At 30.6% G+C, this 19,103-nt stretch carries 19 protein-coding genes; 10 read left to right on the top strand and 9 right to left on the bottom strand.

Translation table 11 applies throughout. The features are described 5' to 3' along the window. Positions 1 to 138: 138 nt before the first annotated feature. On the bottom strand, positions 139 to 1,257 hold the full coding sequence (gene truD / locus AJ885_RS08540) for a tRNA pseudouridine(13) synthase TruD (RefSeq protein WP_070281093.1): 1,119 nt from the start codon (positions 1,255 to 1,257) through the stop codon (positions 139 to 141). After that, the gene (locus tag AJ885_RS08535; protein WP_070281091.1) at positions 1,226 to 2,047 is read right to left on the bottom strand and encodes a thiamine-phosphate kinase; all 822 of its coding nucleotides are present in this window, start codon (positions 2,045 to 2,047) and stop codon (positions 1,226 to 1,228) included. The genes truD and AJ885_RS08535 overlap by 32 nt, the downstream gene beginning before the upstream one ends. Positions 2,048 to 2,133: 86 nt before the next feature. Between AJ885_RS08535 and AJ885_RS08530 the strand changes: the two genes are divergently transcribed. The 10 genes from AJ885_RS08530 (at position 2,134) to AJ885_RS08485 (ending at position 9,830) form a co-directional block, all read left to right on the top strand. After that, a complete protein-coding gene (locus AJ885_RS08530) occupies positions 2,134 to 3,207 on the top strand; it encodes a DUF5644 domain-containing protein (RefSeq protein WP_070281090.1) in 1,074 nt (357 codons plus the stop codon). After that, a complete protein-coding gene (locus AJ885_RS08525) occupies positions 3,204 to 3,587 on the top strand; it encodes a hypothetical protein (RefSeq protein WP_002870895.1) in 384 nt (127 codons plus the stop codon). Before AJ885_RS08530 ends, AJ885_RS08525 begins: the two co-directional genes overlap by 4 nt. Next, positions 3,580 to 4,263: a 16S rRNA (guanine(966)-N(2))-methyltransferase RsmD gene (gene rsmD / locus AJ885_RS08520; protein ID WP_044778878.1), complete on the top strand. Its 684-nt coding sequence runs from the start codon at positions 3,580 to 3,582 to the stop codon at positions 4,261 to 4,263. The genes AJ885_RS08525 and rsmD overlap by 8 nt, the downstream gene beginning before the upstream one ends. 58 nt (positions 4,264 to 4,321) lie before the next feature. Beyond that, positions 4,322 to 5,368: a flagellar basal body P-ring protein FlgI gene (locus AJ885_RS08515; RefSeq protein ID WP_002826014.1), complete on the top strand. Its 1,047-nt coding sequence runs from the start codon at positions 4,322 to 4,324 to the stop codon at positions 5,366 to 5,368. Beyond that, positions 5,368 to 5,709: a hypothetical protein gene (locus AJ885_RS08510; RefSeq protein ID WP_070274206.1), complete on the top strand. Its 342-nt coding sequence runs from the start codon at positions 5,368 to 5,370 to the stop codon at positions 5,707 to 5,709. The genes AJ885_RS08515 and AJ885_RS08510 overlap by 1 nt, the downstream gene beginning before the upstream one ends. A gap of 62 nt (positions 5,710 to 5,771) precedes the next feature. Continuing rightward, a complete protein-coding gene (flgM, locus tag AJ885_RS08505) occupies positions 5,772 to 5,969 on the top strand; it encodes a flagellar biosynthesis anti-sigma factor FlgM (RefSeq protein ID WP_070210358.1) in 198 nt (65 codons plus the stop codon). Between the two features lie 41 nt (positions 5,970 to 6,010). Further along, positions 6,011 to 6,445, top strand: a complete 435-nt coding sequence (locus AJ885_RS08500) for a flagellar protein FlgN (RefSeq protein WP_070210359.1) — start codon at positions 6,011 to 6,013, stop codon at positions 6,443 to 6,445. Positions 6,446 to 6,454: 9 nt separating this feature from the next. Then, positions 6,455 to 8,281 (top strand): flagellar hook-associated protein FlgK, encoded by a 1,827-nt coding sequence (gene flgK, locus AJ885_RS08495; protein ID WP_002870892.1) that lies wholly within the window; start codon positions 6,455 to 6,457, stop codon positions 8,279 to 8,281. Between the two features lie 16 nt (positions 8,282 to 8,297). Then, complete coding sequence (locus tag AJ885_RS08490) at positions 8,298 to 9,062, top strand: TIGR02757 family protein (protein WP_070210360.1); 765 nt, start codon at positions 8,298 to 8,300, stop codon at positions 9,060 to 9,062. A gap of 3 nt (positions 9,063 to 9,065) precedes the next feature. Then, positions 9,066 to 9,830 carry a TSUP family transporter gene (locus AJ885_RS08485; RefSeq protein WP_002855301.1) on the top strand — a complete coding sequence of 255 codons (765 nt, stop codon included), beginning with the start codon at positions 9,066 to 9,068 and terminating at the stop codon, positions 9,828 to 9,830. On the opposite strand, the gene AJ885_RS08480 is transcribed toward AJ885_RS08485, so the two are convergent. From AJ885_RS08480 to nifJ, 7 genes are read right to left on the bottom strand one after another with little or no spacing between them, the layout of a single operon-like run. After that, positions 9,823 to 11,004, bottom strand: coding sequence for a type II secretion system F family protein (locus AJ885_RS08480; protein ID WP_070281088.1), 1,182 nt, complete (start codon positions 11,002 to 11,004; stop codon positions 9,823 to 9,825). The genes AJ885_RS08485 and AJ885_RS08480 overlap by 8 nt on opposite strands. Continuing rightward, positions 11,001 to 12,560 (bottom strand): GspE/PulE family protein, encoded by a 1,560-nt coding sequence (locus AJ885_RS08475; RefSeq protein WP_070274204.1) that lies wholly within the window; start codon positions 12,558 to 12,560, stop codon positions 11,001 to 11,003. The genes AJ885_RS08480 and AJ885_RS08475 overlap by 4 nt, the downstream gene beginning before the upstream one ends. Continuing rightward, positions 12,550 to 13,137: a transformation system protein gene (locus AJ885_RS08470; protein WP_070210363.1), complete on the bottom strand. Its 588-nt coding sequence runs from the start codon at positions 13,135 to 13,137 to the stop codon at positions 12,550 to 12,552. Before AJ885_RS08470 ends, AJ885_RS08475 begins: the two co-directional genes overlap by 11 nt. A gap of 3 nt (positions 13,138 to 13,140) precedes the next feature. After that, complete coding sequence (locus tag AJ885_RS08465; RefSeq protein ID WP_002862129.1) at positions 13,141 to 13,749, bottom strand: ATP-binding protein; 609 nt, start codon at positions 13,747 to 13,749, stop codon at positions 13,141 to 13,143. Continuing rightward, positions 13,742 to 15,154, bottom strand: a complete 1,413-nt coding sequence (gene mshL, locus AJ885_RS08460) for a pilus (MSHA type) biogenesis protein MshL (RefSeq protein WP_002870886.1) — start codon at positions 15,152 to 15,154, stop codon at positions 13,742 to 13,744. Before mshL ends, AJ885_RS08465 begins: the two co-directional genes overlap by 8 nt. After that, entirely contained in the window at positions 15,132 to 15,443 is a 312-nt protein-coding gene (locus AJ885_RS08455) for a hypothetical protein (RefSeq protein WP_002855438.1), read from the bottom strand. Before AJ885_RS08455 ends, mshL begins: the two co-directional genes overlap by 23 nt. A gap of 23 nt (positions 15,444 to 15,466) precedes the next feature. After that, the gene (gene nifJ, locus AJ885_RS08450; RefSeq protein ID WP_002862132.1) at positions 15,467 to 19,027 is read right to left on the bottom strand and encodes a pyruvate:ferredoxin (flavodoxin) oxidoreductase; all 3,561 of its coding nucleotides are present in this window, start codon (positions 19,025 to 19,027) and stop codon (positions 15,467 to 15,469) included. Between the last annotated feature and the right edge of the window lie 76 nt (positions 19,028 to 19,103).

The raw sequence follows: 19,103 nt of genomic DNA, 5'->3' as shown, positions 1-19,103 counted from the left end.
AAACTAGGTGAAGCTTTTATTAAAGCTAATAAAAATTGGTATGGGGGTGGGTATATCAAATTTTATTTTAAAGATGTGTCTAGGTTGAAGAGAGAGTATAAGAGGAAAAAATAAAATATATATTAAATATATTTACACTCATTCAAACAAATTTTTATGCAAAATTTCTTCTAAAACCACAGTGGCATAAGAACCTTTTTGCAAAAAAAACTCTATACAAAAATGAGCTTTTTCTTCATCATAACGCCATTTTAACTCTTCTAAATATCCCCACATAAAGCGTCTTGAACCTTGCATTTTAGCCTTAAACTCCAAAGTATCTTTAAAAATTTCATTTTCTAAATTTAAGGCCAAACCTTCTCCTGTTTCATAAGCCTTAGCACCGATTAAAAGCCCCATGGCGCTTATATCTCTTGCCTTAAAACGCCCAAGCTCAGCACTTAAATCCTCGCATAAAAAACACTTTCCAAAAGGATAATGCCCTAAAACCTCGCCTTTTAAAAGTTTAAAAAATTGCTCTTGTTTTTTAAGTTCCTTGGCTTCTTCTTTGGAAATTTTATAAATTTGGATCAATTCTTTTTCGCTAAAATCATTTGCAAAATGTGATAACTCCACTCTTTTACTCAAATAGCGATTAAAAAGCTCACTTTGAAAAGCTGAAATTAAAAACTCTTTCATTTTTACATTTTTCATTTTTTTGCCACGCAAAATTTCAAGCCCTTCTTTATAATTATCCCCAAATTTTCCAAAACGCTGATAACCAAAATAATTCGTAAAACCTTGCTTATCCAAATTCATCAAAGCTTGTTCTAGTTTTAAAGCATCGCTTGGTAAAACTTTTTTTAAGCGCATGAAAAAAGTATTTCCTTTTAAATGCCCTATTCTTAGCTTGTTTTCATGGGTAAAAATTTCTAAAATTTTAAGTTTAGGATGAGAAAAATTTGACAAAAAACTCTCAAATTTTTTAGGCATAGAAAGGTATTGAAAGGTTGATCCTTGCTTATCTTTAAGCCCTGCATAACCAAAATCTCTTATTTTAACCCCGCTTGTTTCGCTTAAAATTTTTAAAGCTTCATTTGTGGTTAAATCTTTTTTATTGATATGCAAAATAAGATGTTCACCCTTACCGCTAAATTCATACAAAGGCCTTTCACGCACTACAAAATCATCGCTATTTTTACTAAAATACGCATTAATAGGACTGTGTTTTAAACTATACAAAGGCTTAAAAATGGTGTTCTCTTCCTCTAAATTCATATTTTCCTTTCACTGCTTTTCCAAAGATATTTAATTTCACGCCGTGTTTTTTGGCTATTGTTTTTATATTTTGACGCTCTTTTTCATCAAAAGCAAACAAAATTTCATATTCTTCTCCGCTATAAAGCGTATAATCATCAAGTTTTTTAAACCAAGAAATACCGCATTTATTTAAGGCTAAAAGTCTTGATAAATCCTTGCTTAAACCATCTGAAATATCCGTAGCACAAGAAATTAAAGGTGCGATTTCATAAAAAAAACTAGCTCTTAATTTTGGCTTTATAAATACATGGTTTGGTTTTAAAGTGCCCCCATTTTGTAAAATTTCAAGCCCTTTTAAACTTCGTCCTAATTTTCCCGTATAAGCAAGTAAATGCCCCTTTTTTAAACCTTTTCTAAAAACAGCTTTATCGTTAATCTTTGAAATGATAGTAAGACTAATGTCTATTTTATCATTGCTTATAGTATCACCGCCTATGATTTTTATATTAAATTTCCTAGCTGTTTTTAAAAAACCTTTTTGCAAGGCTTTGATCTCATTTTCGCTTAAATTTTTTGGTAGGGCAAGTCCTAAAAGTGCGTATTTTGGTACAGCATTCATCGCAATAGCATCTGAGATATTGACAAGCATTGCTTTTGTAGCGATTTGCTCTAAGCTAAGCCACTCTCTTTTAAAATGCACATTTTCAAAAAACAAATCCTTGCTAAAACACCAATCATCGATAATAGCTCCATCATCGCCATTTTTTTCATTTAAAAAAGCTTTGATAATAAAATCTTCTTTATTCATAATGCGTGATTTTATAAAACTTCCTTTTAAATTCTAGTGAATTTTAGAAAAATTTTATATAATATAGAAATATTTAAGGAAAAACCATGAAAAAATTAGAATTAAGAATTTTTAGATTTGATAAAACCAAGGATTATGAGGCTTATTATAAACCTTATATTTATGATAATTATGAAAATTTTGCAAGCTTTTATGATTTGCTTTTGCAAGTTCAAGATGATGATATGTATTTTGATTTTGATAAAGATGAAGATACTTACATAGTTGTAAATAAGCAAATCATACCACTTTTTACACCTTTAGAAAAAATAGCAAAAGAATTTGATTTTAATCTTTGCATCGAGCCTTTAAGCACAAAAAGAGCCATTAAAGATCTTATCATCGATAAAAATGATTTTTTAGACAAATACAAATATCTTGAAAAATTTGGGGATGAAGAGGATAAAAAGCTTTATGCAAAATATGATTATTTATATTATGCAAGTGAAATTTTAGACTATCTTCCTGAATATATGGGTGATGGAGTGTTTTATTTGGCTTCAAAAATGATAGAAAAATATCCTAAAAAAAAGATAGAAATTTTAAAAACTCTAGCAGATAAAGAAAAGGGTATTTTTTATCATCTTGAAAGCAAAAATGAAATTTTAGAAACAACGATCAAAAACCTACAGAATGAAATTTTAAATTTAGGGCTTTTTGATAAAAATATTTTACACTTTGATTTACCTAAAACCAATGCTTTTGATAATGAGATCAAAGAACTTAAAGAAATTAAACATAATTTTAAAGATTTCAATATAGCTTTTTATGGTTTTAATGCTTGTGATACTTTAAAATCCAAACTTGAGGCTAAATTTATTTCCTATGAAAACAGTACAAAAAATAATGGCTTTACTTTACTGAATTTAAATCCCACACTAAGCTATAAAATGGCTGCAGATATTGTTTTGGACGCTTATGATAGCGGGGCTGATTTTATGGTAGTAAAAGAAGAAAAGGATTTTTATCTTTTTGATACTTGTGCTAAAAAACTTATGCAAACAAGTGGGAGAGAATTTGAAGACTTTTATATTTTAAGTCGTTTTGAGTTTTTAGCCCTTATCCAAGGTATACAAGCTCCATCATTAAAAAATCACACTTTAAAGGTTAGTTTGATATGAAAATCTCTTTAGAATGTAAAGACCTCATCATAGAAAAAACTTTAGAACTTTTTTTAAAAGATCATTTGGTAATGAAAAAAGATTGTGATTTTATCATTAGCGATGAAAAAATTCACACCGCAAAACCCTTATTTATCATCTCTAAGAACTCTCCATTTTTAAGCGTGCCATTTAGCAAAGAAGCCTTGTTTGAGTCTTTAAATGAATTTGACAATGCTTTAAAAGCAGCAGCTTTACAACTTGCACTTGAACAAAAAAGACTGCTTGAAGAAAAAATTGACGCTATTGCTTTGGAATTTAAAAAAGATTATGAAAATAAAATCGATCTTGCCATAAAAGATCTTAAAAACAAACTCGTAAAAGCACTTAATGATGAATGATGAATTTATAAGCGTTAAAGACTTTTTTAATCACAATGAAAAAAGAAAAAAATTTCTTCAAAAACAAGAAATTAGTTCCCCTAAAGAAAAAATAAAAAAAGTCAAAGAAACAAAGCTTTATACAAATATAGAAAGTGGTAAATACAAAGGGAAAAAACTACTTTTACCTAGTCTTACAACAACAAGAAGTACTAAAAGCATAGTAAAAAGTTGTGTTTTTAATGTAATAAGGGAAGATTTAAGAGATAAAATTTTCATTGAAGCCTTTGGTGGAAGTGCTTTAATGGCGGCTGAAGCGCTAAGTAATTATGCTTTAAAAGCTTATGCTATAGAACTTGATGTAAAAGCCTATAAAATTGCTTTAGAAAATGCTAAAAATATAGATCCAAATTTAGAAGTTATCCATGCAAATACTTTTGAAATTTTACCCAAACTCATAGAAAATTCAAAAAATAAAATCATCTTATATCTTGATCCACCTTTTGATATTAGGGAAGGTTTTAGCGATATTTATGAAAAAATTTATCATTTTTTAGAAAATTTAGATTTAAAGGCTTTAAATTTAATCATTTTTGAACACCACTCAACCATAAAAACTCCCGAAAAAATCCAAAATTTTCAAAAAGTCAAAGAAAAGAAATTTGGATCAACTAGCTTAAGCTTTTACGCTTCTTAACTTACTTGGAACACTTCTTGCTTGATCTATCATCAACAATAGATTAAAGGAAGAATCCATGAGAGTTTTAACGATATTTTTACTCTTTATGACAAGCATTTTTGCAGTACAAATCAAGGATGTAGCAAACACTGTAGGTGTAAGAGATAACCAACTTATAGGTTATGGACTTGTTGTAGGGCTTAATGGAAGCGGCGATGGAACAAGCTCTAAATTTACACTACAATCCATCTCAAACCTTTTGCAAGGTATGAATATCAAAGTAGATCCTAACGATATCAAATCAAAAAATACCGCAGCTGTTATGGTTACAGCCAAACTTCCAGCCTTTGCAAAAAGCGGAGATAAACTTGATATTACCGTTTCATCTATGGGTGATGCAAAATCTTTACAAGGCGGAACACTTTTACTGACTGCACTTCGTGGGATTGATGGTGAAATTTATGCTATAGCACAAGGCTCTATCTCAACAGGAGGTTTAACACCTAGACCAGGAGGAGCAGGTTCTCACTCAACTGCTGCAACCGTAATGGGCGGAGCTAATGTAGAAAGAGAAATTCCACAAAATTTTAGCCAAAATAATGATCTAACCTTAAGCTTAAAAGTAGCAGATTTTAAAACCGCAAATGATATAGAAAGAGTTTTAAATACCGTTTTTGGCGAAGAAGTGGCTAAAGCCATCGACTCTCGCACAGTAAAACTCAAAAAACCTGAAGATCTTTCAAATGTTGATTTTATGGCAAGAGTTTTAGAACAAGATATAGCCTATAAACCACAAAGCAAAGTTATCATCGATGAAAGAACAGGAACAGTGATTGCCGGAGTTGATGTAGAGGTAGAACCTGTTTTAATCACTCATAAAGATATCACCATAAAAATAGATCCAAACAATAACGCAGTAGCTAATCAAAATGAAATCGATATGAAAGATGGTGGTTTTGTAGATCCAAGTTCAAATACCTTAAGAATCAACAATGCAAAAAGCACAGTTGCAAATATAGCTAGAATGCTTAACAAACTTGGAGCAACCCCAAATGACATTATCGCTATTATGGAAAATTTAAAGCGCGCAGGTGCAATTAACGCGGATTTGGAGATCATCTAATGAAAGTGGATAATTTTTTAAATACTTATAGTATGAATAGTGCTTTACTTGATCGTGCAGCCAAACCAAGAAGTTTAGAATCAAGCATCAAAATAAATGACAATGATATAGTTACAAAGAGCAAAGAAGATGAAGCCTTAAAAGAACAAACGGATGCTTTTGAAGCATTTTTTTTAAAGCAAGTTTTAGACGTATCTTTAAAAAGTCAAAATTCACTCTTTGGAAAAGATGCCAGCGATGAAATATACTCTTCCATGTATAACGATACTATGAGTAAAGCTTTAAGTGGAGGTATGGGTTTTTCAAAATTATTATACGATTTTTTAAAAGAAAGGGGTTAAGTTTTTTAAATTTGGGTCGATATGGTTTGTAGAGGATTATAACTAAGATCAAGGAGGCAGAAATGATCAATCCTATACAACAAAGTTATGTGGTAAATACCGCATTAAATACAAATAGAATAGATAAAGAAACTAAAACAAACGATACTCAAAAAACGGAAAATGATAAAGCGAGTAAAATCGCAGAGCAGATTAAAAACGGTACTTATAAAATCGATACAAAAGCTACAGCTGCTGCGATTGCTGACTCTTTAATCTAAAACTTTCATTCTCCTTTTTTTGAGATAGAAAAGGAGAAAATATGCTTAAACAAAGACTTGATGAAGTAAATGCTATCTTAGCGAAACTTATTACTTTAACCGAAGAAGATATAGAAAATATCAAAGTGGCTAAACATGAGAGTGTAACGCCAAGTGTAGAAGAAAAAAACAAACTTATCGCCGAATTTATTACAGCTAAAAAACAACTTGATGTTGCCTTGGTTGAGCTAAATAATAGCTCTACAAAAGGGCTTAGTGAACTCTTAGATAATGAAGATAAACAAAAACTAGATCTACTTAAAAGAAATCTTCAAAACCTTCATAGTAAAAACAAAGAGTATGCTAAATTTGTTCTTATTGTCAAAGATTTTCTTGATGGCTTAGTAAATAAAATGTTTGATATCAATGATGGAACAAATAATGCTTATGGAGATAAAAAGACAAATCCAGAGTCAATTTTCAAGATCAATGTATAAGGATTTATAATGGGTATTTTTGGAACATTATACACAGGTGTTACAGGCTTAAAGGCAAGCGAAGTTCAAATCGCAACAACTGGAAATAATATCTCAAATGCTAATGCAACTTTTTATACACGCCAAAGAGTAGTGCAAACTACAAATGGGTATATTACCACAGGTGGAGTTCAAGTAGGCACAGGAACTGCTATAGAAAGTATAGTGCGTTTGCATGATGAGTATTCTTACTATAAATTAAAAGGTGCATCAAATCAACTAGAATACACTAAATACATGGCTTCAACCTTACAAGAAATCGCTCAGCGTTTTCCAGACTTACAAAATACTGGAATTTTGAAAGATTTAGAAAATTATAACAAAGCTTGGAATGATTTTGCATCTAACCCCAATGAAAATGCCACAAAAATAGCCCTTGTAAAAGCTTCTCAAACCTTAACAGAAAGCGTTAATAACACTTTTGCAACCTTGGATAAAATCCAAAAAAAAGTAAATGATGATATTAAAAATACGGTTGATGAGATTAATAGAATCGGTGAAGAAATTGCCACTATAAATAAACAAATTTATGGACAAGAAGCCTTACCAACAGAACACGCAAATGAGCTTAGGGATAGAAGAGATGAACTTGAGCTTACTCTTTCAAAGCTAGTTAGTGCAGTTGCAAGCAAAAATGAAATCAATCAAGACAATCGCCTTGATACAACCATCACTGATCCAGGACATCAATACAATCTAAGCATAGAAGGTTTTAGTATAGTAGACGGGATAAATTTTCATCCTTTAAAGCTTGATTATGATGATAAAAATAAATCTTATAGCATTTATTATGAAACTCCTGATGAAAAAGTTCGCGATCTTACTGCAAAGATTAACGGTGGACAGCTTGGTGCTCAACTTGACTTACGCGGTAGAAACTATAGCAAAAGCGAAGGAAAATATGAAGATGGAATTATCCAAGGTTATATGGATTCTTTAGATACTTTTGCTAAGACCATGATCAATGAAACTAACAATCTTTATGCAAGTTCTGCGAAAAGTTCTGTTACTTCTGATTATCTATCTGGACTTAAGGGAGATATTCCTTTAGTCAATTACGACAGAACCATACAACCAGGAAGTTTTGATATAGTCATTTATGATGATAAAGGCGATAAAAAACTCACCAAAACCATCACCATAGATGTAAATACAACCATGAATGATATCATGCGTCAAATCAATGCTAATACAGATGATAATAACGATCACAATGCAAATAATGATGTTGATGATCATATCAATGCAAGTTTTAGCTACGATGCAAAAACTGGAGACGGTTTATTCCAAATCAATGCAAAATCAGGCTTTAAGGTAGCCATTGAAGATAAAGGCACAAATTTCGCAGGTGCGTTTAGTATAGGTGGTTTTTTCAGCGGAACTGATGCAAGTGATATGAAAGTAAAAGATTCTATCTTAAATGATCCAAGCACAGTAAGAGCAAGCTCAAATGGGGTTGATAGTGGCAATGACATGGCAAATAAAATCATCCAACTTCAATATGATAAAGTTAATTTTTATAATGAAGATGGCACTATTGATAATCTTACCATGGAAGAATATTACCGCAAACTTACAGGTAAAATAGCCTCAGATGGTGAAAATAACAATGTTGTAAATTCAAGCAATGAAACTCTTTATAATTCTGTTTATAGCGAATACCAATCTAAAAGTGGTGTAAATACAAATGAAGAATTAGCCGCTCTTATACAATACCAATCAAGTTACGGTGCTGCAGCAAAAATCGTCTCAACTGTAGATCAAATGCTTGATACCTTACTAGGGCTTAAATCTTAAGCTCTAGCAATATCAAGTGAAAAATTTTATCCATCTTAAAGCTAAGCTTGATTTTTTAGCCAATCAAAAAAATACCAATCATTCCCTTTTTGAAACTCCAGATCCTTTGCAAATTGCTAAAATTCACAATGATGAATTTATTGCCTTAATTTGTGCTTTATTTGCCTATGGAAATGCTAAAAATATATTAAATTTTCTAAAAAAACTTGATTTTTCTTTATTAAACCTTCAAGAAAAACAAATAAAAAAAGAACTTAAAAATTTAAAATACCGCTTCCAAAATGAGAAAGATATACAAGAAATTTTTATCACTCTTTCAAGACTTAAAAATGAAATTTCACTCTACGAACTTTTTTATCAAGCCTATCAAAAAAGAGAAAATACCACAGATGCCATCTTAGCTTTTATGCAAAAAATCAAAACCTTAAATTCATATTCAAGTTATGGGTATGATTTTTTCTTTGGAAAAATTTGGCAAAACACCCCTACTTCACCTCTTAAACGCTATAATATGTATCTAAGATGGATGGTTAGAAAAGATGAACTTGATCTTGGACTTTTTACCAAAATTCACACCAAAGATCTTTTAATTCCACTTGATACACATACACATAAAATTTCCTTGACTTTAGGACTTCTAAAGCGTAAAATATATGATTATAAAAGTGTTTTAGAACTCACGCAAAATTTAAAAAAATTAGATGCAAATGATCCCATAAAATATGACTTTGCACTCTATCGTTTAGGGCAAAGTAAGGAAATTGACAAATTTAAGGAGTGAAAAATGGGCTTTGAGCACTTAGATACAATTTATTATTTCATACTTTTTTTTGTAGCTCTTTTTGCTGGTTTTATAGATTCTATTGTAGGTGGAGGAGGGCTTATTACTCTACCAGCACTCATAGCCTGTGGAATTCCTGCGCATTTATCCTTAGCAACAAACAAACTCCAAAGCGTCTTTGGTTCTTTTACGGCTACTTTAACTTATTTTAAATCCACCACTCTACCTCATCTTGCTTGGGGTGTTTTTTTTACAGCCTTAGGAGCAGCTATAGGAAGTTATAGCGTTCTTTTTGTAAAAGATGAGCAATTAAAGCTTATTATCTTAATCTTTTTAACTCTTACTTTCTTATATACAGCCTTGCGTCCTAACTTAGGCAAACACGAAAGCGAACCTAAAATAAAAAATATCAAAATTTTTCATTTAATTTGTGGCTTAACTTTAGGATTTTATGATGGATTTTTAGGGCCTGGAACGGGTTCATTTTGGATTTTTGCTTGTGTAATGCTACTAGGTTTTAATATGAGAAAAGCAAGCATTAATACTAAAATTTTAAATTTCACTAGTAATATCATTGCTCTTGCTATATTTTTATGGCAATACGAACTTTTATGGGCTGTAGGTTTGCTTATGGGTGTAGGACAAGTTTTAGGAGCTTATTTAGGCTCAAAACTTGTATTAAAAACTAATGGAAAGTTTATAAAAACTTTATTTTTAATCGTTGTAGGAGCTACTATCATTAAAGTAGCTTGGGATTATTTTAGTTAAAATTGACCCCTGAGCTAAGCTCCCACATAGGTAAGAATATACCTAAAGCCAAAAACAAAACTAAAAGCGCTACAAATAAAGTCATCATTGGTTCTAAAAAAACCAAAAATCTATCCATCAAATTTTCGCTTTTTTGTTGATAATATTTGGCAATTTCTTCACTTAATACTTCAAGTCTTCCACTTTTCATCGCAACACTAAGCATAGAAAATACCAAAGAATCAAAAATATCAATCTTTTTAAAAACCTGACTTAACTCAAGACCAGAATCTATAAAACTAAAAAGTTTTTTATACTGAAAAATTAAAAATTTATTTTCAAGCCCTATAATATCTAAATCAAAAGCTTTAGATATTGAAATTCCATTTTTTAAAAGTAAAGAAAAAGCCATAAAAAAATAATAATTTTGATTATAAATAATCAAACGAGAAATCAAAGGTATTTTTAAAAATAAAAAATCGCAAGAAAAAGCAAAAGAATGAAAATTTTTATAAGCTAAAATAAGCATAACAATAAAAATAACAAACAAAAATATGCAAAAAATTCCATAGTCATCTAAAAAATTATAAATTTCTAACATTACATGCGTGATAAAAGGTAAACTCGCGCCTAAATTTTCAAATAAATCTTTAAAATTAGGCACTACAAAAAGCATTAAAAACAAAAATGCTCCGATAATACTTAAAAAAACCAAAGTAGGATATCTAAAAGCCTTTTTTAATTGTTTTTGAGTCTCTAAGCTTTTTTCTCGAAGTTTAGAAATTTGACTAAACACTTCACTGATTTTTCCTGTCTTTTCAGCCGTTTTAATCAAAGCTAGCTCCGCACGATTTAATCCAAAATTAGCATTTTCAAAAGCTTGATTTAAATTTTGGGCTAAAATTAAATTGTCTAATATTTTTTTCATAATCTTGCAAGAATGCATAAGATATAATTCTCTAATCGCTTCTTGAACACTTAATCCAACTTCACACAACAAAGCCAGCTCTTTAAAAAAGAGTATGAAATTTTCTTCCTTTAATCTCTGAAAATTAGATTTTTGAATTTCTTTTATATCAATGATTTTCCAATTCTTTGATAAGGCTTTTGCTTGTGCTATATTTAAATTTTCAGCTTTTATAGTTTTTGTATAATTTTGATTGTTTTTAAGAAATTCTACTTCATAAAATTTCATCTTACAACCCTTAAAAGCTCATCTATACTTGTAAGACCTTCTTTGGCTTTTTTTAAACCTTGTTCAAACATAGTTTGAAAACCATATTTTTTTGCAAGCTCCATTAAAATCGTTTTATCTTGATTTTCCCTAATTGCACAAGCTAAATCTTCATTGATCTCTAAGCACTCAGCGATTAATTCTCTGCCAAAAAATCCACTATGATGACAACGCTCACATCCTTTTGGTTCAAAAAAATCACCTTCAAATTCAATATAATGTTTTTTGCTTTTTTGCTTACACCAAGGACAAAGTTTTCTAACCAAACGCTGTGCTATAACAAGACTCAAAGCCGATGCTATCAAGTAACTTTTTGCTTGCATATCCAAAAGCCTATCAATGGTACTAAGAGCATCATTAGTATGCAAGGTGCTTAAAAGCAAATGACCTGTTAAAGAAGCTTTAAGTGCAATATCTAAACTTTCTTCATCGCGAATTTCTCCTATCATGATAATATCAGGATCTTGCCTTAAAATTGCTCTTAAAACACTATTAAACTCGACTCCAACTTTTGAATTGAGCAAAATTTGCTGCACTAAAGGAATTTTATACTCTATAGGATCTTCTGCGGAAATAATCTTTTTTTCAATACTTTTCAACTCGTTTAAACACGCGTATAAAGTTGTGCTTTTACCACTACCTGTAGGGCCGGTTAATAAAATCATTCCATTGGGACGATGTAAAATCTTTTTTAAAATTTCTAAATTTTTATCTCCAAGATTTAGTTTATACAAATCCAAAATTTCTTTATCATGTTTTAAAATTCTTATAACAACACTTTCGCCATAAATCAAAGGCAAACATGAAACACGAAAATCATATCTTTCATTTTCAAAATCTAATTCAAAACTTCCATCTTGTGTTTTTCTTGATTCAGCTAAATTCAAACAAGCTAAAAATTTGACATGAAAAACCAAAGCTTCATAAACATCCTTCTCAAAAATAGCAAATTCACGCAAAATTCCATCAACCCTAAACCTAATCAAAGCGTCATCATTCCTTGCTTCTATATGAATATCGCTCGCATGAAAAGATAAAATTTCATGTAATAAAAAATCAAAAATTTGACTGATGCAACTTTGATCATCTCTTTTTTGATTTTCTTGCCATTCAAGTCTAAGCTTAATGCTTAATCTTTTAATCTCCTCTTGAATGCGAATTTGATTTAAAATTTTAGCTATCTTTAATTCATCGGCAATTGCAGTGTCGATTTTTTCACAAATCATAAAAGTCTTAACTTGCTCTAAAAGCTCTAAAGAACAAGGTTTGGATCTAATAATCATAAAGCCGTCATTGTTTTTAATAAGCAGAAATTTAAATTTTAAAAGTAAAGAAAAAGGTATACCTTCATAAATAAAATCATTATCTTCATCTAAATCAACAAAATGTAAATTACAAAAATTTGCTAATTTTTTAAAAAAATCCCAAGAAGTGATATTAAATTTAGTGCAAATTTCATCAAGACTTATTTCATTATCAATATAAGCTTGAAAAATTTTATCCATTCTACTTTCCATCTAATTCCATTAAACCATAATAATTTATATAAGCATCTAAAGCACTTTGAGCTTCTTTTTCTTCGCCTAAAGCTCTTTTAGCCTGAGCAAAAATCAGCCAAGAATCTTGTTTTTGTTTGTCAAGTTCATTGGCTTTTAAAGCCCAAAATATTGTCTTTTGATAAGCTTTAATATCAAAATACTTCTTAGCTAAATTTAATGCCTTTTCATAGCTTGGATTTTGATAAAAAGATTTTTTTAAATCAGAAATATTTAAAATTTTAGAATCAATTTCTATCTTACTAATATGTGTATTTTCCTGCACCGCTTTAACTTCTTCTAGTTCTTTATATAACTTTTCCCTAGAAATCTTATTTTTTTCTTGTAAAATTTGCACTTGAAGAATCTTTTGCTCTAAATGTTTTTTATGTTCAATAGCTTGCAAATAAATATTTTTTTGCTTATTATATTTTTGCATTAGCATAAAAAAACAAAATGCTATCACTAAGATTAAAACAATTAAAAATAAATATTTTAAATATTTTTTAAGTAAAAAGTATTTATACCTAAGCTCAAGCTCTTTAATTCTTTCTTGCATATCTTACCTTAATAAGCCATTCTCTAAAGCACTAAGCTTTAAAATATACTCTTGACTTTTATTTTTATCAAAAAAACTATTTATCTCATAAAAACTTTTTAAAGTTTTATCAATATATCTTAAATTTCCTTGAGAAATTTTTTGTAAAAACTTAAGACATTTATTTGAAAAATTCATTCCGAATTTCAATTTAATATAATCATCAAGCTCTAAAAGACTAATATTTTTCAATTCAAAACAAGCACTTAAGCGACTTTTAAAATGCTCTTTTTTAAGTATATTCAACTTTTTATGAGAACTTAAAACAAAACTTATAGAATCACTATAAATCCTGATGCTTTCTAGCATTGCATAATCATACATTCCCACTTCATCAAGAATAATTAAACTCTGGCCTTGTGAAATCAAAAACTCAATTTTTTCTTTTAAGAAACTCTGATCTTTAAAATTTTCATTAATAAAATCAACATTATATTTTTTTGCCAATCTTTGCAACAATACACTTTTACCACTACCGCTTTTTCCCCATAAAAAAATAAAAGCTTTTTGGCTTTCTAAAATTTGATTGATTTGATGAAAAATTTCTTCTCTAAATGGAATAATTTTACTCATAATGCTTAAATCCTAGATCTTTAAGACTTGGAGCGTTTACACTATCTACTATACTTGGAGTGATAATAAAAACAATTTCAGTTGCTTTAGAATTTAAAACTTCTCCTTCAAACAAAGAACCTAGAATTGGAATTTTTGATAGAAAATTGATAGAATTTTTCTCATTAGATTTATCGTGAGAAATCAATCCACCTAAAATTAAAGTTTGATTATTCTCCACTTGCACAACACTAGAAAGCTTTTTTTGTATAGTATCAGGAGCAATAGTTCTTGGCTCTTTTTGTCGTTTATTATCTTCTGGATACTTAAAATCACTTAAGCTTGGATTAATTCTAAGCATTATTTTTCCATCATCAGAAATTTCAGGCAAGATATTGAGTAAAATGCCTACAAAAATAGAATAATTATTATAACTTTCACTAACAGTAGTCCCATTTTCAGTACCTTTAGAACTTTCTTTGACTTGATAATTTATAGTATCGCCTACAGAAATAATGGCTTGTTGGTTGTTTAAAGCCATAAGCTTTGGATTAGAAAGCACGCTAGTTTTTCCATTTTGAGAAAGAAAGTTAATAATAGAATCAAAATTTAAATTTGCCCTTAAACCCAAATTCTTAACAAAACCTTGCCCATTTTGAAACTGAATAAAAGAATTTTCATTATTTACTTGTGAATTTAAACCTATATTAAAATTTTGCCAATTAATCCCACTAGAATGGCTTTCATTTAAACTCACAGCAAGTATGCTAACATCGATAATAACTTGTTTTTTAAGACGATTTTCTAGTTTTTGCAAATAATTTTTCACACTTTTTAACTGAGAATTTGTTCCAGTTACTATAATAAGACCTGCATTGGGATTTATAATGGGAGTTTTAGCCTCATAATCTTCATGAGAATTTTTTAATAATACAATAATCTCTTTTTCTATATTTTGCCAAAAATCAAATTTTTCCATACTTTTAATCATATTGTCTTCTGCGTCATCAAAACTACCGCTATATTCACTTTGCCTTGGTTTAGCGTCTACAGACGCTTTAGTTATGCTTTGTCCTTCTCTGATAGAAGTGATATAACTTATCTTGAAAATCTTCGTATTAATGCCTGAAATTCTTAAAATTTTACCATCAAAATCATAGCTAAGATCATGCTCTTTGATAAAAAAATTAAAAATTTCGTCCAAACTCATTTGATGAATATTGACAGAGTTTTGCAATGTTTCTAATTTTTCTTTGGCAATTTTATCTTTAACAATAATACTAAAAGAACAATATTTTGCAAGCTCATCAAGACTTTCTTGTATGCTTAATTTTTCATTAATACTGATATCAAAAAGACGCTTTTGACAATCTAAAGCATAAAGATAATGGCAAAAAAGAATGTTAATTAATATTAATCTTATCATTTTTATTTATTTGGATTGCAATTTCTAAATTATCATATTGGAATTTAATCTCTTTAGTATTTATTTCATATATTATAGCATCATCAATCATATCACCTTTTTTATACCATCGATCATAAATTTTTACTTTATCAAGCATAATTGCAGTAATTTTAATATGTCTTAATTTTTCAAAAGTAGGATTCACAAATGGGTTTTGAAGAGTATTAAAATTTATGCGATTTTCTTTATCTATAAGTTTAAAATACTCTTCAAAATTATCTTGTGCAAACAAAGTGCTAAAACACAATGTAGCACTAAAAATATATTTTATCAGCTTTCAACCTCATTGCTATAATCAGCCATAGCGATACGCTTAAGCTGTCTATAGCGACGTTGAGCGTCTTTTTTATTGCGTTCAAAAAGCTCAGCAGCGTGTTCAGGATTTGCTTTTTTAAGTGAATTATAACGCACTTCATTCATTAAAAATTGCTCATATAGATCCCAATCAGGCTCTTTTCCTGTTAGAGTTAAAGGATTTTTTCCTTGTTCTTCTAAACGAGGATCAAAGGTATAAAGTGGCCAATAACCACACTTTGTAGCAAGCTCACCTTGCTCTCCTGAGTAACCCAGCCCACCTTTAATACCATGAGCTATACAAGGAGAATAACAAATCACCAAAGATGGTCCATCGTAGGCCTCAGCTGCAGTGATAGCTTTGATAAGATGAGTATAATTTGCCGTTGAATTTACTTGTGCTACAAAAATATAACCATAAGTCATAGCAATTTGACCTAGATCTTTTTTCTGTATAGGTTTGCCTGCTGCTGCAAACTGTGCTACAGCTCCTGTTCTAGAAGATTTTGAACTTTGACCGCCTGTATTAGAATAAACTTCTGTATCAAGCACTAAAATATTTACATTTTCTCCACTTGCTAAAACATGATCAAGTCCGCCATAGCCTATATCATAAGCCCAACCATCACCACCAAAAATCCAGTGAGATTTTTTACTTAAATACTGTTTAAGCTCTAATATATCTTGCACAGCTTTGATATTTTTATTTTGCTCTAAAATAGGGATCATTTTATCTTTAATTTCCACAGACATAGCACCATTGTCTTTATTTGCAATCCAATCTTTAAAAAGGGCTGATAAAGCATTTGGAACTTCTTGCATACTTTCATTCATGATATATTCAATGCGGTGTCTTGTATTTTCAGTTGCAATTTTCATACCCAAACCAAACTCAGCATTGTCTTCAAAAAGTGAATTTCCCCAAGCAGGACCGTGTCCATTTTTCACACTTTTTCTATAAGGAGTTGATGGAGCTGAACCCCCATAAATAGAACTACAACCTGTCGCATTAGCCACAATCATTCTTTCACCGAACAATCTTGTAATTAAAGTAATATAAGGAGTTTCTCCACATCCAGGACAAGCTCCATGGAATTCAAATAAAGGTTGGGCAAATTGTGCTCCTTTTGTAGTTTCTTTATTTAAAATATCATCTTTGTATGTGATTTCTTTAAATAAATAATCCGCATTTTCTTGCTCACCAAAATCCATCTCTTCTTGAAGTGGTACCATAACCAAAGATTTTTCTTTAGTAGGACACTCATGAACACAAAGCTCACAGCCTGTACAATCAAGTGGAGAAACTTGAATTTTAAAGCTTAATTTTTCTCCTTTGGTTCCTTTAGCTTCTAAAGCATGATCTTTTACACCGCGAGGTGCATTTGCCATTTCTTCATCATTAATCAAAAATGGCCTGATAACAGCATGCGGACAAACTGAAGCACATTGATTACATTGAATACAATTTGCCTCTATCCATCTTGGTACCATAACCCCAACACCGCGTTTTTCGTATTCGGTTGTACCGTGTTCAAAACTTCCATCTTCATAACCTAAAAAGGCTGAAACAGGCAAATCATCACCCTTAGCCGCATTCATAGGTTTTACGATTTTTTCAACAAATTCAGTACCTTTATAGGCATTGGTTTGTTCTTTTTCTTTAAGCTCTAAATTTTTCCAATTTGGATCTACTTCAACTTTTACAAGTCCATCAGCACCCACATCAATAGCCTTGTAATTCATTTCTACAATAGCATCGCCTTTTTTACTATAAGATTTATACGCAAGCTCTTTCATGTATTTTTGTGCGTCTTCATAAGGAATGATTTTTGCAAGTTTGAAAAAGGCTGATTGCATAATGGTATTTGTACGATTTCCCAAACCTATATCACGAGCTAGTTTGGTTGCATTGATGATATAAAAATTTACTTCTTTTTCAGCTAAAGTTTTCTTTACTGCATCTGGAAGTTGTCTTATGGTTTCTTCAGCATTCCAAATACTATTTAAAAGGAAAGTTCCTCCTTTGCGAATTCCTGCTAAAACATCATAAATTTCCAAATAAGCCGCTACCGAACAAGCGATAAAATGCGGAGTTGAAACAAGATAAGTTGAACGGATAGGTTTTTTAGAAAATCTTAAATGGCTTCTTGTATAACCCCCTGATTTTTTAGAATCATAAGCAAAATAAGCTTGAGCGTAAAAATCCGTTTTATCTCCGATGATTTTAATCGAGTTTTTATTTGCGCCCACAGTTCCATCAGCACCAAGTCCGTAAAATAAACATTCGATCGTACTTTCATCTCCAAGTGAAATTTTCTCTCCAGTACTCAGTGAAGTATGAGTTACATCATCAACTATACCTACAGTAAAGCCATCTTTTGGATTATCAAGTTTAAGATTTTCAAATACTGCTATCATTTGAGCAGGATCAACATCCTTTGAAGAAAGTCCGTATCTTCCACCCACTATAACAGGAGCATTTTCTCTTCCATAGAAAGCTGATTTTACATCAAGATAAAGTGGTTCTCCAAGACTTCCTGGTTCTTTGGTTCTATCTAAAACCGCGATTTTTTTTACTGATTTTGGCATAACATCAAAGAAATATTTTAAACTAAATGGGCGATAAAGATAAACTTTTAAAATCCCTACCTTTTCACCCTTGGCATTAAGATAGTCCACCACTTCTTCAAGTGCTTGAGTTACAGAACCCATAGCAACAATCACACGCTCTGGCTCTTTGTGACCATAATAAGTAAATGGTTTGTATTCTCTACCTGTAATTTTTGAAATTTCTTGCATATATTCATTAACAACATCAGGTAAAGCATCATAAAAACGATTGCTTACTTCTCTAGTTTGAAAATAAATATCATCATTTTGTGCTGTTCCGCGTGTTTTTGGATTTTCTGGATTTAAAGCATTATTTCTAAATTCAAGCAAAGCTTCTCTATCTAATAATCTATCAAAATGTGCATAATCCATTACTTCAACTTTTTGAATTTCATGGCTTGTTCTAAAACCATCAAAAAAATGCAAAAATGGCACTCTTCCCTTAATTGCAGCTAAATGTGCTATACCAGCTAAGTCCATGGTTTCTTGCACGGAATGCGAACAAAGCATAGCAAAACCAATTTGTCTTGCCGCATAAATATCTTGATGATCACCAAAGATAGACAAAGCTTGAGCAGCCAAAGAACGCGCTGCTACATGGATTACACAGGGGAGTAATTGACCTGCTATTTTATACATATTTGGAATTTTAAGGAGTAATCCTTGAGAAGCTGTATAAGTTGTAGTCAAAGCCCCAGCCTGTAAAGATCCATGCACACTACCTGCAGCACCTGCTTCACTTTGCATTTCTACGATTTTTACAGGAACTCCAAAAAGATTTTTTTTACCTGCAGCTGCCCACATATCGGTGTAATCAGCCATAGGAGAACTAGGTGTAATAGGATAAATTCCAGCAACTTCAGTAAAAGCATACGCAGCGTATGCAGCAGCCTCATTTCCGTCCATAGTTTTCATAATTTTACCCATTGAGACCTTCCTTTATATTGATAATTTTTATAATTTTTTAGCTATCAATTTACTATAAATTCTCTTAAAAGGCGTT

This window comes from Campylobacter sp. BCW_6464 (assembly GCF_001762775.1).
GTDB lineage: Bacteria > Campylobacterota > Campylobacteria > Campylobacterales > Campylobacteraceae > Campylobacter_D > Campylobacter_D jejuni.
This window is presented reverse-complemented; position numbering and strand designations above follow the sequence as displayed.

Bases quoted from the DNA above. Each gene is read 5' to 3' on its own strand.
- truD (WP_070281093.1), bottom strand. From the start codon at position 1,257: ATGAATTTAGAGGAAGAGAACACCATTTTTAAGCCTTTGTATAGTTTA.
- AJ885_RS08535 (WP_070281091.1), bottom strand. From the start codon at position 2,047: ATGAATAAAGAAGATTTTATTATCAAAGCTTTTTTAAATGAAAAAAAT.
- AJ885_RS08530 (WP_070281090.1), top strand. From the start codon at position 2,134: ATGAAAAAATTAGAATTAAGAATTTTTAGATTTGATAAAACCAAGGAT.
- AJ885_RS08525 (WP_002870895.1), top strand. From the start codon at position 3,204: ATGAAAATCTCTTTAGAATGTAAAGACCTCATCATAGAAAAAACTTTA.
- rsmD (WP_044778878.1), top strand. From the start codon at position 3,580: ATGAATGATGAATTTATAAGCGTTAAAGACTTTTTTAATCACAATGAA.
- AJ885_RS08515 (WP_002826014.1), top strand. From the start codon at position 4,322: ATGAGAGTTTTAACGATATTTTTACTCTTTATGACAAGCATTTTTGCA.
- AJ885_RS08510 (WP_070274206.1), top strand. From the start codon at position 5,368: ATGAAAGTGGATAATTTTTTAAATACTTATAGTATGAATAGTGCTTTA.
- flgM (WP_070210358.1), top strand. From the start codon at position 5,772: ATGATCAATCCTATACAACAAAGTTATGTGGTAAATACCGCATTAAAT.
- AJ885_RS08500 (WP_070210359.1), top strand. From the start codon at position 6,011: ATGCTTAAACAAAGACTTGATGAAGTAAATGCTATCTTAGCGAAACTT.
- flgK (WP_002870892.1), top strand. From the start codon at position 6,455: ATGGGTATTTTTGGAACATTATACACAGGTGTTACAGGCTTAAAGGCA.
- AJ885_RS08485 (WP_002855301.1), top strand. From the start codon at position 9,066: ATGGGCTTTGAGCACTTAGATACAATTTATTATTTCATACTTTTTTTT.
- AJ885_RS08480 (WP_070281088.1), bottom strand. From the start codon at position 11,004: ATGAAATTTTATGAAGTAGAATTTCTTAAAAACAATCAAAATTATACA.
- AJ885_RS08475 (WP_070274204.1), bottom strand. From the start codon at position 12,560: ATGGAAAGTAGAATGGATAAAATTTTTCAAGCTTATATTGATAATGAA.
- AJ885_RS08470 (WP_070210363.1), bottom strand. From the start codon at position 13,137: ATGCAAGAAAGAATTAAAGAGCTTGAGCTTAGGTATAAATACTTTTTA.
- AJ885_RS08465 (WP_002862129.1), bottom strand. From the start codon at position 13,749: ATGAGTAAAATTATTCCATTTAGAGAAGAAATTTTTCATCAAATCAAT.
- mshL (WP_002870886.1), bottom strand. From the start codon at position 15,154: ATGATAAGATTAATATTAATTAACATTCTTTTTTGCCATTATCTTTAT.
- nifJ (WP_002862132.1), bottom strand. From the start codon at position 19,027: ATGGGTAAAATTATGAAAACTATGGACGGAAATGAGGCTGCTGCATAC.